The organism is Streptomyces sp. NPDC044044 (assembly GCF_056434405.1).
In genome coordinates, this window is sequence record NZ_JBWKFG010000018.1 from 14,063 (window position 1) to 28,715 (window position 14,653).

The 14,653-nt window shown below is 69.8% G+C and carries 14 protein-coding genes; 7 read left to right on the forward strand and 7 right to left on the reverse strand.

All coding sequences use genetic code 11. The features are described 5' to 3' along the window. Positions 1-14: 14 nt before the first annotated feature. The 6 genes from AC07AG_RS41905 to AC07AG_RS41930 form a co-directional block, all read right to left on the reverse strand. Complete coding sequence (locus AC07AG_RS41905) at positions 15-179, reverse strand: hypothetical protein (RefSeq protein ID WP_478762360.1); 165 nt, start codon at positions 177-179, stop codon at positions 15-17. Then, a complete protein-coding gene (locus AC07AG_RS41910; protein ID WP_478762362.1) occupies positions 176-538 on the reverse strand; it encodes a hypothetical protein in 363 nt (120 codons plus the stop codon). Before AC07AG_RS41910 ends, AC07AG_RS41905 begins: the two co-directional genes overlap by 4 nt. Positions 539-661: 123 nt before the next feature. Next, complete coding sequence (locus AC07AG_RS41915; RefSeq protein WP_478762364.1) at positions 662-1,876, reverse strand: helix-turn-helix domain-containing protein; 1,215 nt, start codon at positions 1,874-1,876, stop codon at positions 662-664. 361 nt (positions 1,877-2,237) lie between these two features. Further along, positions 2,238-2,750 carry a hypothetical protein gene (locus AC07AG_RS41920; protein WP_478762366.1) on the reverse strand — a complete coding sequence of 171 codons (513 nt, stop codon included), beginning with the start codon at positions 2,748-2,750 and terminating at the stop codon, positions 2,238-2,240. Positions 2,751-2,799: 49 nt separating this feature from the next. Next, positions 2,800-3,564 carry a hypothetical protein gene (locus AC07AG_RS41925; protein WP_478762368.1) on the reverse strand — a complete coding sequence of 255 codons (765 nt, stop codon included), beginning with the start codon at positions 3,562-3,564 and terminating at the stop codon, positions 2,800-2,802. Positions 3,565-3,630: 66 nt separating this feature from the next. After that, positions 3,631-4,701 (reverse strand): hypothetical protein, encoded by a 1,071-nt coding sequence (locus tag AC07AG_RS41930; RefSeq protein ID WP_478762370.1) that lies wholly within the window; start codon positions 4,699-4,701, stop codon positions 3,631-3,633. A 497-nt stretch (positions 4,702-5,198) separates the two neighbouring features. Between AC07AG_RS41930 and AC07AG_RS41935 the strand changes: the two genes are divergently transcribed. Next, on the forward strand, positions 5,199-5,510 hold the full coding sequence (locus AC07AG_RS41935) for a hypothetical protein (protein WP_478762372.1): 312 nt from the start codon (positions 5,199-5,201) through the stop codon (positions 5,508-5,510). Positions 5,511-5,833: 323 nt separating this feature from the next. On the opposite strand, the gene AC07AG_RS41940 is transcribed toward AC07AG_RS41935, so the two are convergent. Beyond that, the gene (locus tag AC07AG_RS41940) at positions 5,834-6,367 is read right to left on the reverse strand and encodes a hypothetical protein (protein ID WP_478762374.1); all 534 of its coding nucleotides are present in this window, start codon (positions 6,365-6,367) and stop codon (positions 5,834-5,836) included. A gap of 470 nt (positions 6,368-6,837) precedes the next feature. Here AC07AG_RS41940 and AC07AG_RS41945 point away from each other — a divergent pair, with 470 nt between their 5' ends. Genes AC07AG_RS41945 through AC07AG_RS41970 form a run of 6 tightly spaced genes read left to right on the forward strand, consistent with a single transcriptional unit; the run spans position 6,838 to position 14,620 of the window. Beyond that, on the forward strand, positions 6,838-7,755 hold the full coding sequence (locus AC07AG_RS41945; RefSeq protein WP_478762376.1) for a conjugal transfer protein: 918 nt from the start codon (positions 6,838-6,840) through the stop codon (positions 7,753-7,755). 14 nt (positions 7,756-7,769) lie between these two features. After that, positions 7,770-8,084: a hypothetical protein gene (locus AC07AG_RS41950; RefSeq protein ID WP_478762463.1), complete on the forward strand. Its 315-nt coding sequence runs from the start codon at positions 7,770-7,772 to the stop codon at positions 8,082-8,084. After that, positions 8,081-8,677 carry a hypothetical protein gene (locus AC07AG_RS41955; RefSeq protein ID WP_478762378.1) on the forward strand — a complete coding sequence of 199 codons (597 nt, stop codon included), beginning with the start codon at positions 8,081-8,083 and terminating at the stop codon, positions 8,675-8,677. The genes AC07AG_RS41950 and AC07AG_RS41955 overlap by 4 nt, the downstream gene beginning before the upstream one ends. Beyond that, complete coding sequence (locus AC07AG_RS41960; protein ID WP_478762379.1) at positions 8,677-11,388, forward strand: ATP-binding protein; 2,712 nt, start codon at positions 8,677-8,679, stop codon at positions 11,386-11,388. Before AC07AG_RS41955 ends, AC07AG_RS41960 begins: the two co-directional genes overlap by 1 nt. Then, positions 11,385-11,735 carry a hypothetical protein gene (locus tag AC07AG_RS41965; RefSeq protein ID WP_478762381.1) on the forward strand — a complete coding sequence of 117 codons (351 nt, stop codon included), beginning with the start codon at positions 11,385-11,387 and terminating at the stop codon, positions 11,733-11,735. Before AC07AG_RS41960 ends, AC07AG_RS41965 begins: the two co-directional genes overlap by 4 nt. Further along, positions 11,729-14,620 (forward strand): hypothetical protein, encoded by a 2,892-nt coding sequence (locus AC07AG_RS41970; protein WP_478762383.1) that lies wholly within the window; start codon positions 11,729-11,731, stop codon positions 14,618-14,620. Before AC07AG_RS41965 ends, AC07AG_RS41970 begins: the two co-directional genes overlap by 7 nt. Positions 14,621-14,653 lie beyond the last annotated feature (33 nt).

Sequence of the window (14,653 nt, forward strand, 5' to 3'; positions counted from 1 at the left end):
GGCAAGGGGTGGGTCTAAACGGGGTGGCGCCGGACGAACGTCCCGCGGTCCGCGCAGGCTTCGTGCAGACGGACGGTGATCCCGCCGGCCGAAAGGGAGACCTTCGCGAAGGTCCGGAACTTCTGCCCCTGAGTGATCGGCTTGTCGCAGTGCCCGCAAAACCACTGGCCCTCGCTCATCGCCGTGTCTCCTTCAGCGCCTGCCGCAGGGCTCGGCCGTCGGCGCAGTGAGCCTGGTTGTCGTAACACTGCAAGCAGTTCTCGGTGTGGTCGAGGAGCGCCTTGTGTACGGCGACGACGGCGCAGCGGCGGCAGGAACGAGGGAACCAGCGGACAGGCGATCCGTGTGCGTCTGTGTCCCGCACGCCGAGGTCGTAGGCGGTCGAGTTGTTCAGGGCGACCGCGCACCACACGCAGGCCCTGCCCCGCACCTGCTGATCGGACAGCTCGGCAGGGTCGGGCAGGTGGACCTGCGGCGCATCGAGCGTGATTCCCGATCCACTTCCCGCGCCGGCCCTTGGGCCCGTACTCTCGCCCATGTCGACTCCATCTCAGTCGGCCATGCCTCGGGACCGTTCACACGGTCGCCGGGGCGCTGTACGACTCATGGAATCGGCACGCTACACAGCGTGACAGGGATGTGGCGTCCTACTTTTGCGACGCTATTCGGCGACCCCCAGGAACTCGGCCAACGACCGCAGGCCCGCAGGGTGGTTGGGGAGCGACCACAGGTCACGCACGATGGCTACGGCCAACGTGTGGTGCTGCATCCAGGTCGGAGCCACACGACGCAGCGACTCAAGAGACTTCACAGCCTCTCCCGCGCTCCCGAGGTCCGTATGGGCTCGGGCCACGTCCAGCAACAGCCACGTCCGCCAGGACGGCGGGGTGTCCTTGCTCAGCCGCATTCCCTTGGCCAGCTTCAGGGCCTCTTCGGGGTGCCCGTATTGGACGGCCAAGCGGACGCGCTCGATACGCACCGATGACGGGCTGAACACGCTGACCATGCGGCTGTCGCTGCCCTGCGGCAGCTTGGCCACGCGGGCGGCTTCCTTCTCGGCGTGTGCCATCAACGAGGCGGCCCGCTCGTAGTCGTTGCTGCGCGCGGCCGACGTGGCGGCGGACATGGTGAGCGCACCCCAGACTTTCAGCCCGTCAGCGGTCCCCGTGTGCCCGCTGTCCTTGGTGTCGTCGGCGGCGTGCAGGGCGATGCTCAGGGCGTCCCCGAGGCGCCCTTGCCGCTGGTACGTCCACGCAACGGAGTTGACGATCATCGGGCGTAGCAGGGGGTCGGAGGATCGCCCCGCGGCGTCTATGGCGCGCTCCAAACTGATGAGGGCAAGGTCTGTCTTGCCCATCCGTACGGCGACGTGTCCGGCGAGCTGGAGGGCCTTACCCAGTGCTGCGAATCCGGCGCCCCGGTCGTCGTCGTTGCTCGACACCGAGGCCGTCTGCGCGTCCGAGATCATGTCCGGCAGGGCCTGCATGACCGTGTCGAACTCGGCGGAGTGGTACTGCGTCCAGCCGTCCGCGATCCGCTCGCGCAGTGCGGACAGTGAGAAGCCGGGCTCTGGTGGCTTCGGCTCGGGCCCCCAGAGCGCCGGCATGATGGCGCGGCGCACCGACACGAACCGGGGCCCGTCGTTCTCTCCTGTCGAGGAGACGGCGGGAGGGTCGCCTAGGAGCGTCGTCAGTTCCACGCCGAGACCGTTCGCCAGGGCGTGAAGCGTGGGCAACCGCGCCGAGTGCTTCCGTCGCTGCTCAAGCTGCCGGATCACGTCAACGGACACGTCGGAACGCTCGGCCAATTCCTCCTGCGTGAGGGAGGCCAGGCGGCGGAGACGTCGGAGAGTTCGCCCAAGGTCGTCGTTTGCCACGCTGTCACGGTACGCCGACCATGTGCGCCACGGGTCAGCCCTCGTCGGGCAACGGGCGGCGGCCCTGCTCGGTCAGCTCGTACCGTCCACGTGTGTCTGCCGCGGCGAACTCCTCCGGGCTCACCCGGAACTGCGTGACGAGCTGCGGGTACTGCTCCAGCAGGCGGCGGATGATCTGTTGGATTTGCCGACCGCACCCCCGCGTCGGCGGGGAGCACGCAGCCGCGGCCTTACGCGTCTCCGGGGCAGCGGAACACCCCCACCAGGGCCCGGGGGGGGCGGTCTTCCTGGCCGTTCGGCTCGCTTCCCCGGTAGCGCATGGTAGGCGCGTGCCGGACGGGCGGGGCCCGATCTGGGGCGGCTATCGGAGGGCCGGCAGGAGGCTTGCGCCGGGCCATAGAGCACGACCGGCCTGTGTCGCTTTCAAGTTCTCCGTCAGCGCCGCCAGGACGGCTGCGCGTTGCTGTGGGCCGTGGGTCTCGCGCTGTCCGGTGTCCGTGTTGAAGTTGGTTACCCGGGTGTGCGGGCCGCTGCACATCAACGCCCGTTCCAGGGCAGGCAGTCCCAGGCCAACGGAGTCGCAGGAGCCGAAGCGCGCCAGGGCCAGGAGGTCGTCCACGACCTTCTCCCAGTTGGCAGTCTGCTCCCATCCGGCTCCGCCGTCGAGTTCGTGGGTCAGGGTCGCCAGCGGCACGATCTCCCCATCCGTGCGCCGGCCTTGGTGCAGGAAGCGGTGCATACGGGCTCCGTCGGGCTGGCGCACGTGGGTGTGCAGCAGCGTCGCGGCGGCGACGATGGTGATGTTGACCTCCCGCAGTCCGTGCGGCGGGTAGTAGGGCTCGTGGGCGAACAGGAAGTAGATCTCGTTGTGCACGATGGCTCCTTTGAGGGTGTGTCGTAGAGGGCAGGGGGGTGGCGTGCGGCTATCGGTGGTGGTCTCTGCGCCAGCGGCGGGCTCGAGGCGTCGGTGAGGAGTTGGCGGTGGCCGAGACGATCGGGGCATCGAACGCGCTGCGGGCATGGTCGATGTCGTCCGCCCGGTGGGCGAGGTGGTCCATGAGGCTCTCCAGGGCGAGCCACCTGCTGGTCGTCACGGGGCTTCGGTCGGGGTGGGGCGCGGTGATGATCAAGGCGATCGACCACAGTGCGCGATGGCTGAGCTGAGCCGCGTGTCCGAGCCCGGGGCCGGGGTTGGATCTGTGGGCGCAGACCAGGCGGGCGTGTTGGTCAGTCAGCTGCTGCAGGTATTCCAGCCCCGGTCCGGTGTCGATGTGGCGGGCATAGGCGCGGGCGCGTGTGTCGAGGCGAGCGGGCAGGTGGGTGACGAGCAGCGGCAGCCCGATGGCCACAGGTAGGCCGATGGAGACAGGAAGGCCGTGCTCGATGGCCCAGCTCATGCCGATCAGGCCGCCGAGCGTACTTAGGAGCGTGAGGGCGGTGACCGATCCGCCGTGGTCAAGGTAGAGGCGGATCGGCGGGCGGCGGGTGAGCCAGCGCTGCGCGCACCATGCGCGCAGTGAGGGTACGGGCGTGAGGATGCCGATCTGCAGCAGCTGCTGCGGTGCGCCGTCGGGGGTGGCCGGGCTCCAGCGCAGCCACCCCCACCCGGTGCGTTCGCAGGCAGGCAGTCGCCTCCTGCCGGGCGGGACGTTGGTGGTCGATGCGGCGTGGGGCGGTGGGAGCATCATCGTTGTCTCGATCCGGTGGACGACGGCGGGAAGTCGGGGCAGTTGCGCGATGGGGCTGGGCAGAGCTCAGGTGGCGCAGAGCGTGCAGCGGCCATCTCCCTCAGGACGGGCGCGGCGCGGTGTGGGCCCGGTACATGCCGTGCACAAGGGCCAGTTGAGGCAGGCCGGGCAGAGGTCTTTGCCTGGGGCGCGGCTGGGGCTGCCGCATCCGGCACATTCGACCAGCGCCCGGTGGGCGACGGCATCGGCTACGGTCCGGCCCTCGGCGTCCAAGGGCGTGTGCTCGGTGGGCGGGGCTGCGCGGTCGGGTGCGGTGATGGCCTGCGCTGCGCGCAGGCGGGCTGCGATGATCGCGCCGACTGTGTGGTGCAGCGGCTGCGGCAAGGGCCTGGCGGCGATGACGTGGCGCACCTGCTGCGGTGTCCAGCCCGCCTGGAGCAGGTCCTGGACAACGCGACCTTGATCGGTGAAAACCGAGCCGGTCAGCAGCAGATCGGGGTGCTCGGCGCCGACCGACAGAAGCAGCTGCTCGCCGGCCGTCGACTGCGTGGCGATGGCCGTGGCGGGAGCTTGCTTCCGTGTCTGGTTCTGTCGCCCGTACGCCCGGCTCGTTATGTCGACCTCGCGCGCGCACGCGTTAAGGACGGACGGACGGACGGAGTTGGTGTTCTGCTCTCTGGTCTTCTTGCTCTTGGTGTTCTTAGTAGTGCGATCTTCCAGCGCTGGGTAATCCAGCGCTGGAAAACCTGATTCTGGTTTTGACCTGCGGCTTTGTGCGATGTCGGCCGAGGTGGGGGCCTGGTCGCCCATCAGGTCGTACAGATGAGCCGGGGCGTCGGTGATGGCGTAGATGACATCGCCCAAGGTGCCGTCCTCGCGGCGCTCACGCTCGCGCGTGAGGTAGCCGTACTGCTCCAGTTCCTCAAGGCCTGAGCCCACTGCGCTGCGGCCGTCAGGACCGCAGCGCGCGAGCTCGGCCACGGTGATCCGCCACCCGTCGCGGTGCGTCGAGATCAGACCGAAGATCCCCTTGGCCTTGAAGGAGATACGGCGGTCGCGGAACAGGGCGTTGGCGATCTGTGTGAAGCGGTCGCCTGCCATCTCACCGCGCCGGATCCCGGCACCGTAGGAGGTCATCGCGGCGCTCCGGCCGAGGTGCCCCGTGCCCGTGCGCGGCGACGGACGGCGGGGGTCGCCGACGCAGCGTCTGGCCAAGGCGTGTTGGGAAGCGCGGGGTGTGCGTGTTCCATGGCTTGAGAAAACCCGTCGGCCCCGACCGGTTCGTCGACCACAAAGCCCCGACCACCATCACGAAGAGGTCACAGAACGCTCTTCCCACAGTGGTCGGGGCGACCACCGAGGATCGGCGAGCCTCTCCGCGAGCCCTGAGGCGACGAAGGCTACGTTGCACTGACCGCCAGACACCGTGGTCGCAAGAGCAGCGGGCGTAATCAGCCGCAGGGCGGGCGCTGCTGGTCGCGCGTGCGGATAACCAAGGTCAGCAGGAGGAAGCCCGTCAGCGCCTGCCATCGGCCGGGTGACGGATTGCGTCAGCTGTTCAACGACCGTGCCTGGCTGGTAGGTAGGCGCCGTCTCTGAACTTCCGTGTGATTCGGGTCGGATAGTGTCCCGGCATGTCAACTGAAGATCGCCGCGATCTCACCGCCGTCTGCGCCGCGGCGCAGACCGGATACGTGCTACAGGTCATACGTGACGGTGTTTCCCCGCCGCTCGCCGAGAAGGAACTGTTCGGCTGGCCGGACTGGCCGGAGTTCCCACCCGCCGCTGCCCATGCGGCGGGGTGCGAGCTCGTCATGCTCGGCTACATGATCTGGCCTGACACGGTCACATCCGACTCGCTGATCGGGTGGCGCCGTATCCCGGACGAGCACGCGTGGTCGGCGACGATCGGAAGCTTCCAGGACCTCCAGACCCACGGGTACTGAGAGCCCATCCTTGAACCCCTGTTGATCTCGTACACGCGCCACGGTGGAGGCTCCGCCGACCGACGGTGCGTTCAGCGGTGCGACGGCCATGGGCCCCTCGATAAGGCACGACCGCCGCCTCGCCGGACAGAAACAATTCCACGCACTGGAGGAACGTTCTTCCTCCAGCATCCAGGACCTTCACAGCCCGTTCTGCCAATTCGCGCAGACGGTCACCCGGACGCCACGGCCTGTCACCTATCTACCCGAAAAGCCTGCTTATCGGCTCCAGATGGTGGAGTTCGGTGCAGGCCGGAGGTTCGAGGACGGGTTCTGAGTCTGAGTCAGGAGCGGTCAATACGATTGATGCGGCGCAGAATCCACCCCGCTCCGAGCGTGACCATGAGCAGAGAGACACTCAGCGCGTAGATCGTGATCCTCGCCCAGAGCGCCACAGAGTCTGCGTTCACGGTCACCAGCACGCATACGGCGACGAGCAGCACCCAGCTGCTCCATCGCCACCGACGCACGTTCACGGGACGAGCGTCGGGACTCAGGGCATCGGAGTTGGTGGGTATAGGCATACTGCCGATCTTTTCAGCCGAATCGTGCGTGCCGGAGTTGTCTCGGACATCCCCCTGCGAGGCGTACATGATCGGCGAGCGAGGTGGCGTGCGCAGCTGGGGCGGTCTGCGCAGCTGCGTGCGCAGCGAGTGATACCGATCGCTGGCGTGCGCAGTCGCCGATTGCCCCATGGCATGGCCAGTTGCAGCGTTCTCATCACTCTGCCATCGGGAGGGCGGTGCACAGGGCTCCCTCGCGTTCTTCGAGCGTGTGCAGCAGTGGTGGTAGATGGCGACCACCGTCGTCGATGCCACCCCGACGACCGTACTGCCAGGCCCGACCACTCCAGGTCACAGCATTACGCAGACGGCCTCGCCCCTTCCTGGCCGTTGTTGCGCATACCGCCGGGCCCGCTATGGGTCGGCTGCTGCGCAACCGGCGCTCCGTGTCCTTCCCTCCTTCCCGCGCCGACGATGGTGCCTGCGCACCGATCGCCGATGGTGTCGTCGGGTTCGCTGCCCATCACGGCAGCGATCGGGGCTGGGGTGCGCAGGAAAACGCACCGCGTGCCCTGCGCATCGCCGTGGTCGCTGCGCACGTCGGATCGGTCGGCGCCGACCCCCGTGGTGCTGCTCCTTCACGGTGGTACCTGCTACCACCACCCCGACCACGCTTTTGTGACCACCTTGTCACCGTGGTCGGGGCTTGGTGGTCGGTAGTCCGGTCGGGGTCAGTGGGTTTCCTCAAGGCATCAACCCACTGAACTCTCTCCGGGAGATCATGCATGTTCCGATCGAAAGCATCCCCAGGCGCGGGCGCTCGGCCGGTGGCTGCCGGTGTCGCCCTGACACAGATGCGGCGGCGCGTGCAGTTCGGCCGCGCCGGTGTCTGGGCCGCGCTCGCCGCCGGCCCGCTCGCCTTGGCCTTCGCCGCATGCCAGCCCTCCACGACCGTCGCCTCCGAGCCCGCGCCCAAGCCGCAGCACACCGAGCAGACCTCCTGGGTGAGCGATCCGTCGGGCTACGTCGTCGAGTTCGTCGATGCGTGGCTGCGCAGCAGCGACGACGCGAGTAGCGGGGCAGGTCGGCGTGCGCAGTCGATGGCACCCGGCATCACACTGCCCTCGCTCGATGAGGATGCGCCTGCGCCACGGCGGGTGACGCCGGTGCGCAGCGCCCCAAAGGCGGGCGGGCAGTGGTCGGTGACGGTGGCTGCGCAGTACGCGGATGCCGTGCGCTACTTCGCCGTGCCCGCGATCGCCGCCGCTGGCGGCGGATCGTTCGCGGTGACTGCGGCGCCCGCGTTGGTGGCCGCCCCGGCCCGCCATGCGGTGCCCGACTCCGCGTACGCGGTGACGGTCGAGGACGGGCCGCTGACCACGACAGCAGGCGAGTTCCTCTCCGCGTATCTGGCCGGGCGCGGCGAGGTGAGCCGCTATCTGGCGCCGGGCGTGAAGATGGCGTCCGTCTCCCCCGCGGCCGCCACCTCGGTGGAGGTGCAGGACATCGCCGCCCGTGAGGAGCGTGCGGCCGCCGGTGAGGTGCCGAGCGACGGCGCCCGGGTGCACGTCCTAGTCCAGGTCGAGGCAGCAGACGCATCGGGTACCTGGCCGTTGGCCTACGAGCTCACCCTCTCCGCACGCGGCGGCCGCTGGGAGATCGCCGCACTGGAATCTGGCGCGGCGGTCGGTGGGCAGCGGTGAACACCCTCAACCAGATGGTGATGGCCGGGGAGTTGGCCGACCTCGGAGACTCCTGGATCGGCACGGCGAAGGACTGGGGCACCAAGGGGCTGCAGGCGGCACTGATCGTGATCGTCGTCGTGATCATGATTCAGCGGTTCTCGCTCAAGGCGGGCATCGGTGCCCTGATCCTCATGGTGATCGCGCTCGGCCTGTACAGCTCGCGCAACGACCTGGCCGACATGTTCGAGGACGAGGTGAAGAACCCTGCCAAGGGCGCTCCTGCCTTCGACCGCCCTTTCCGTGACGGTGACTTGGTGAGGGCCCGCGGCCTGGAGGCTCGGGCGTGAGCGCGGCCGCCGCCCCCCGCATGGCCCGCTTCTACACCGCCGCTCGGCGTCATCCGTGGGTGATGGGCAAGCTCGCCGACTGGCGTCTGCCGCTGGGCCCCTACAACGCGGCGCAGATCGCTCTGGCCACGGTGGGCGGTTTCGTCCTGGTCAAGACGATCTCCGTATGGAGTGTGCTGGGGCCCATCCCGGTGGCGGTCTGGCTGGTGGCCATCTGGATGCTGCGGCGGCCCAAGATCGGCGGGCGCAGCCCCGCTGCGGCGGCGATGGGCATGGTGGCACTGTTCGTACAGCCCGCCGGGGGCCGCATCGGGCAGCACTCCGCGCGTGATCCGCGTGCCCGCCGTCTGGGCGGCGGCTTCACCATCGAGGGCCTCCCTCTCTCCGCCGGAGCCGATCCCGGGACGCCAACGCCCGCCCCGCGGCAACCGGAGCACGCGGCACGCGGCAATCGCCCTGCGCCCACCGCGCGGGCCCGCCGCACCCCGCCGCTCCCTCCGGTTGCCGTGGCGTCGGGTGCCCCGGTCTCAACCGTGGCGGCGCTGCGGACGCAGGCACGCGTCCGTGCACAGAACCAGAAGGGAGGACGCTGATGCGCGTTCCCATCCGTCACATCGCTGGGCATCTGCTGTGGTCGGCCCACGGACATGTGTGGGCCGTGTACCGGCTGCACCCCGGACCGGACGCCGAGGGCCGCAGCCAGGAGACCGTCCCTGGCACCTACGTGCCCCCGGCCGTCCGCGACGAACTCCTGACCAAGATCACGCATTTGGTGCGGTCCCTGTCCGGCGCGCCTCGCCTGGTCGGGCTGTGCGCGCAGGTCGATCCCGCCGAGGTCGTCTGGCGCATGGCCGACGGCCTTCAGGATGAGGAGACCGGCGGCGCGCTCATGCCGGAGGCCCGCCCGTGGGTGGAGCACCTGGACGCCGCGCTCGATCTCCTGCAAGGCCAGGAGATGCACCAGCGCACCTGGTGGCTGGCCGTGCCGCTGGAGGCGGACCACCAGGGGTTGAAGGCGGCGAGCGCGCTGTGGGCCGAGGTGTCCGACACCTTGGGCATGCGGGCCGCTCCGGTGACCCGCGCCGAGGTGAACGCCTGCCGCGAGCAGGCAGCGCAGGTGGAGGCTCAGTTGGCGGGCGGTGCCTCGTTCCGCCCGGCCCGTCCCGCAGAGATCGTGTGGATGATCCAGCACGCGGTGCACCGAGGGCTTGCCGAGCCACTGCTGGGTGAGTCCGCGATGAGCGATTTGTACGGCGGTCAGGTCCGCCAGGGGGTGCTGCGCTCACCCAGCTACGCCGATCTGGGCCAGGTCCGCCTCGAGGAGGGCGGCACCGAAGCCACCGGGGAGGACCCCGGCCGGGAAGCGAGCGCCGGTGCACGTCGCGGGACCGGGGGCACGGCCCGGTGGTGGAAGGCGCGGTCGGCCTCGCCATTGCGGCGGCGCTGGCTGCAGGTGGAGAGCAATCACGGCACCGGCTACCAGGCCCACTTGGCGCTGGCCGAGTGCCCTCCTGCCATCTCTTTGGAGGCCGCGGACCTCTTCGCTCAGCTCGAAATCCTGGACTTCCCTGTCGACTTCACCATCGACCTGACCCTGGTGCCGGCGGAGAAGGCGCGCACCCAGGTGCAACGCAAGAAGAACGAACTGGTCGACCAGGCCGACCAGTATGACGCTCGGCCCACCGGCATGCCCGCCTCCCTGCCGGAAGCCGCCCGCGATCTGGGCGAGCTGGACGCACGACTCTCGCGCACCTCGGTGGAGGTGGAGGTCCAGGCGATCACCGCTCTGACCGTGTGGGGGCCAAGCGCCCGGCTGTGTGACGCCCGAGCCCGCGCCTTGGAGAAGCTCCTGGCGGGCGCGGACTACCGGGCGGTGCGCCCGGCCGGACTGCAGGGCGATCTGTTCGCCCTCGGGCTGCCCGGCGCGGTGCGCAGCCACCGGCTGAAGGAGTTCACCCAGCACCAGGTCAGTGAGGACTGGGCGCTGTCGGGTGCCTTCACCCACAGCGAGGTCGGTGACCCCACCGGGATGCTGCTGGGGCTGGATCTGGACTGCGGCACCACCCGCCCCGTCCTGATCAACCCTGCCGATGCCCCCAAGCAGGACGCCTCCGCGTCCCTGGGAGTGGTCGGTGATCTGGGCGCCGGGAAAAGCGTGCTGCTCAAACTGGTCAGCGAATCAGTCGTGGACCGCGGTGGCCGCGCCATCTGCATCGACCGGACGCCGGTGCGCGAATGGGCGCGCTTCGCCGAAGCTGCCGCGCCAGGCCGCTGCCAGATCATCGACGCCGCGCAGGCCGCCCTCTCCATCGACCCCTTGAGGCTGTTTCCCGGGGCGGAGGGCCGCCACTACGCGCTCAGCTACCTCACCCTGCAGTTGGGCATCGGCCCCATGACCACCTCCGGTGAGGTCCTGCACCACGCCATCGAGCGGGCGGGCGCCTCGCCCTCGCCCTCGATGAGCGGCGTGGTGGACGTGCTGCGGGAAATGGCCACCAGCCAGAGCGGCAAGCGCCAGGACGCCGCCGCCACCCTGGCCGGACTGCTGCGCCTGGTGGAGCAGAACCCGCTGGCACGCATGGTGTTCGATCCGGTGCTGGCGCCGGTGAGCCTGGACGGCACCGGTGCCTCCGACTTCATCGTCATCACCACCACCGGTCTGAAACTGCCACCCAAGCAGGCCTTCGAGCACGCCGAGATCTTGCATCAGCAGCCGCTGGAGGCGCTGATCGGCCGCGCCGTGCTTTATCTGATCGCGGCGATGGCCCGCCAGGCCGCCTTCTCCGCCCCCGAGCGGTTCTGCGCCGTTGTCACGGACGAGCTGTACTGGCTGACCTCGTCAGCCGAGGGCACCGCTCTGGTCCACGAAATCCTCCACGACGGCCGCAAGCACGGCGCCGGACTCTTCGCTGGCGCCCACGATGCCAAGGAACTGGGGCCCGACCGGGGCCTGATGGCCTACCGGGCGCTGGCCCGCACCACCGAGCGCGAGCGGGCCCGCCGCGGCCTGGACTTCGTTGGCCTGGACTCCACCGACAGCGAACTCGTGCGGATGGTCACCTCCGGCCTCTCTCCCGTCGGGCACCAGGACCGTGCTGGCGAGGTCCTGCTGACCGGGCCGCGGCAGAACACCGGTCGGATCAAGGTCGTGATCCCTGAGGTCGCCCGCATCACGTCCCACATCACCACCACCCCCGGCCACCGTGCACGCACCCGTGTGCCCGGCGCGGGAGCCGACCTGACTAAGCCTGCGTCTGCTGCTGCCGTGCAGCAAGTTGCCGGTGCACGCGAGGAGACCTCATGAACGACCGTGCAGGTCTGCGCGGATCACGGCGGGCGGCAGCGCGCCGCGCGCGCGGTGTCCTCGCCCTGACCTGTCTGTTCCTGGCCGCCCTCATCGGTGCGTCCGCCGTGCCACCCGCCTGGTCCGAACCCGCCGGTGACACCCGCCCACCTGTCGGCGGCGGGCGCGACGATGCCTGCGCATTGATCGTCGGCCCGGCCAAGGACTACTGCCAGCGCCAGAATTCCACCGCAACGGCCGCTCAGGTGCCAGCGCGGGACGCGGACGCCTGGGTGCTGGTGCCGCCTGCCGCTGCCCTGCTCGCGCTGATGGCCGTGCGGCGTGCAGGGAGGCCGGAACTGTGGTGATCACGTGGCGCTTTGCGTACGGCAGGTTGCGCACCTTCGCCCATGCCCTGCTGCTGGCTGTGGTGTTCCTCGTCGTCAACGCGCAGGTCGCCTACGCGGCCGATGGCGGCGGGGACATGATGGCCCCGCTGAACGTGCGCAGTTCCGAGGGCGTGCCCATCGACGGCTACGAACTGTCGGCCCAGGGCGGCTCCATCTTCGACGTCAAGACCAACGCTTATGCGTTCATCATGAACGGGCTGTTCACCCTGCTGCGTCTGGTGGTGGGACTGTCCTGCTGGGCCATCGAGTTCGCACTGCGCTTCCCGCTGATCAAGATGCTGGCCGATCCGGCGCAGAAGCTCTCCGACACCTACAACGACATCGTCGTCGACACCCTGGGAATCAAAGGGCTGCTGCTGTCCTGGGCGTTCATCTTCGGTGGGATCCTGCTCGTGCGCGGCAAGGCCAGCAAGGGCCTGGGGGAGATCGTCCTCACTTTGGTGATCGCCGCGTTCGCGGCCTCGGCGTTCGTGCGCCCCGACTACCTGCTGGGCCAAGACGGCCCGCTGGCCCAGAGCGAGCGGGCCGCCTCCGAGGTCGCCCAGATGACCGTCGACTCCTACGACTGGGGCGGCAAGATCGCCAGCGGGGACGCGGGCCCCTGCGGTGGAGGCCTGTCCGGTCCGGCGCTGGAGAAGTGCTACCAGGCCGAGAAGGAGAAGGAGCATTCCGCATCCGCGATCGCCAAGCCCATTCAGAACTCCTTGACCAACGTGACGGTGGTCAAGGGCTACATGCTCGTGCAGTACGGGCGGATCCTTGATCCCGGCAAGGCTTCGGATCGCAAGGCCTACGCCCTGCACCTCAAATGGGTCTCCGGCGGCTACAAGCCCACCTCCGCAGCCAGCAAGGCAGACCGTCGGCAGGCCGACGACGCATGCAGCAGGATCAAGGGGCCCGCTCACAAGTACTGCGTGAAGGGCAATCTGAAGAACCCTGCGCCCGACGAGCCGCCGCTGAAGTCGACCCCGCTCACCCCCGGCGAGGCACTGCTGGACGCCGCCACCCCGGTCCTCAACTCCCAGGACCAACAGTTCGCCGCTTTCCTCAAAGAGTTGGAGGAGGCCGGGCCGGTGGGCAAGGAGGCTGCCGAGTACGCCAAGGAACCAACCGGCTGGCGCACCATGGGCGTGCTGATGCTGTTCGCCGCCTCGCTGCTCATCTCCGCGATCCCGCTGTCCGCCGCGTTCGTGCTGCTGGGCATGCAAGCCGCCGATGCCGCCGCGGCGGCCGTCGGCGGGGTGGCGCTGGTGTGGGCGATGCTGCCGGGCCCCAACCGCCAGGCCGCCTGGAAATGGCTGGCCCTGCTGGGCATTTCGGTGGCAGGCATGTTCGCGATCTGCACGTTCCTTCCCTCGTATGCCATCGGTATCGATGTGGTCCTCACCGACGGACCCGACGTGCCGGCCGAACGGCTGTTGGCGCTCAACGCGCTGGCGCTGGCCGCGCTCGCCTTCCACCGCAGGCTCCTGGCAGGGATCTCCTCGGCGGGACAGCGCCTGTCGGTGCGGATGCGCCACGCGAAGATCGGCGGGACCCATCTGCCCGGCGACACCTCCGAGATCGGCGCCGCCCTGGCGGTCCATGCAGGCGGCGGGATGGGAATGGGCGGTGGCTTCGGGCTGCGGGCGATGGGGGGCGGGTATGGCCGGCTCGGCACCCGTCAGCGCATCATGCGTTCCCTGGCCGCGATGACCGACGGCGCCGGCATGCCCGTCGATACCGGTCGGCTCCTGTCGGATGCGGGCGCCGAGGCCTCCCGTGGCCTGGCCCCCTTCGCTCTGGCAGCCACGGGCGCTGGAATCGGCGCCCGCGGCGCTTGGGGCCTGTTGGTCGGCAAGCATCCCGGCGACACGGCGCTGGAGCGGATGCGCAAACCCACGGCCGAGGGTGATGCCCCGGGCAGCGGCCCGCAGTACGACGGCGGTGGCGCAGACGGTTCTTCGGGGCCGGCCGGGTCGCGCGTCCCACGCCGCAACGGCCCGCCGGACCGCTACCGCGAAGACGATGGCAGGATCGCCGACCACAAGACCGGCGAGACGCTCCACGACCAGAACAGTGACCGCACGCTGCTGTCCACCCGTGCCCACAACCGCCTGGTGAGGCTGCGCGGATACCGCATCTTGCACCGCGGGGGCCGCGTCGCCTACGGCGCCACCGTCGGTCTGCCCACCACCACCCGGCGGGCCCGCCAGGGCGCCTCCGAGCACACCCAGGATGCCAAGCAGCAGCTCGCGGTGTGGGGCAACACGGTCCGCGCGGACGGCCGTTCGTGGAAGGGGGTCTACGAAGCGGCCACAGGCGGGGGGCGGGGAGAGTCCGGCGGCACAGGTGCTGCCCTGTCCTCCGGCCGTGCCCTGCGCCGCACATCCGGGGTCCCGACGGGCTCGTCCGCGTCCCTGAGCCGGCCAGATGGGGCTGGCTTGGCCAGTGGCCCGCCGAACGCGTGGGGGCCTCGGCCGTCTGCCGACACATCAGGCGCGGCCGGGGGCAGGCCCACTGCCGGTGGGCCCGAGCGGCACGCCAGCGGTCGCAATTTGGGACCCGCAGGGCCCACGCGCTCCCCCCTGGGCAGCCGGACCCCCGCCTCCTCGCCGCCACCCATGCCACGGCGGGCGGAGCGCGGTCCGGACGAATCCGCACGGTGGAGGCCGCGGGTCGATCCGGCGGATATGCGTCGCAGTGCACCGACCGATCCTGAAGAACTTCGCCGCCGCCTCGCCCAACAGCGCCAGGGACGCCCTGAAGAGCTGCGCCGCCGCTTTGCCGAGGAGCGCAAGGCGCGCGAAGAGGACCAACGCCGCGACAGAGCGAACCCCGACGCGGGCCGGGAGGGCGGATGACGCCGCCTCGTGTCCGGCCGCGGCCACGACAGG

Bases quoted from the DNA above. Each gene is read 5' to 3' on its own strand.
- AC07AG_RS41905 (WP_478762360.1), bottom strand. From the start codon at position 179: ATGAGCGAGGGCCAGTGGTTTTGCGGGCACTGCGACAAGCCGATCACT.
- AC07AG_RS41910 (WP_478762362.1), bottom strand. From the start codon at position 538: ATGGGCGAGAGTACGGGCCCAAGGGCCGGCGCGGGAAGTGGATCGGGA.
- AC07AG_RS41925 (WP_478762368.1), bottom strand. From the start codon at position 3,564: ATGATGCTCCCACCGCCCCACGCCGCATCGACCACCAACGTCCCGCCC.
- AC07AG_RS41930 (WP_478762370.1), bottom strand. From the start codon at position 4,701: ATGACCTCCTACGGTGCCGGGATCCGGCGCGGTGAGATGGCAGGCGAC.
- AC07AG_RS41935 (WP_478762372.1), top strand. From the start codon at position 5,199: ATGTCAACTGAAGATCGCCGCGATCTCACCGCCGTCTGCGCCGCGGCG.
- AC07AG_RS41945 (WP_478762376.1), top strand. From the start codon at position 6,838: ATGTTCCGATCGAAAGCATCCCCAGGCGCGGGCGCTCGGCCGGTGGCT.
- AC07AG_RS41950 (WP_478762463.1), top strand. From the start codon at position 7,770: ATGGTGATGGCCGGGGAGTTGGCCGACCTCGGAGACTCCTGGATCGGC.
- AC07AG_RS41960 (WP_478762379.1), top strand. From the start codon at position 8,677: ATGCGCGTTCCCATCCGTCACATCGCTGGGCATCTGCTGTGGTCGGCC.
- AC07AG_RS41965 (WP_478762381.1), top strand. From the start codon at position 11,385: ATGAACGACCGTGCAGGTCTGCGCGGATCACGGCGGGCGGCAGCGCGC.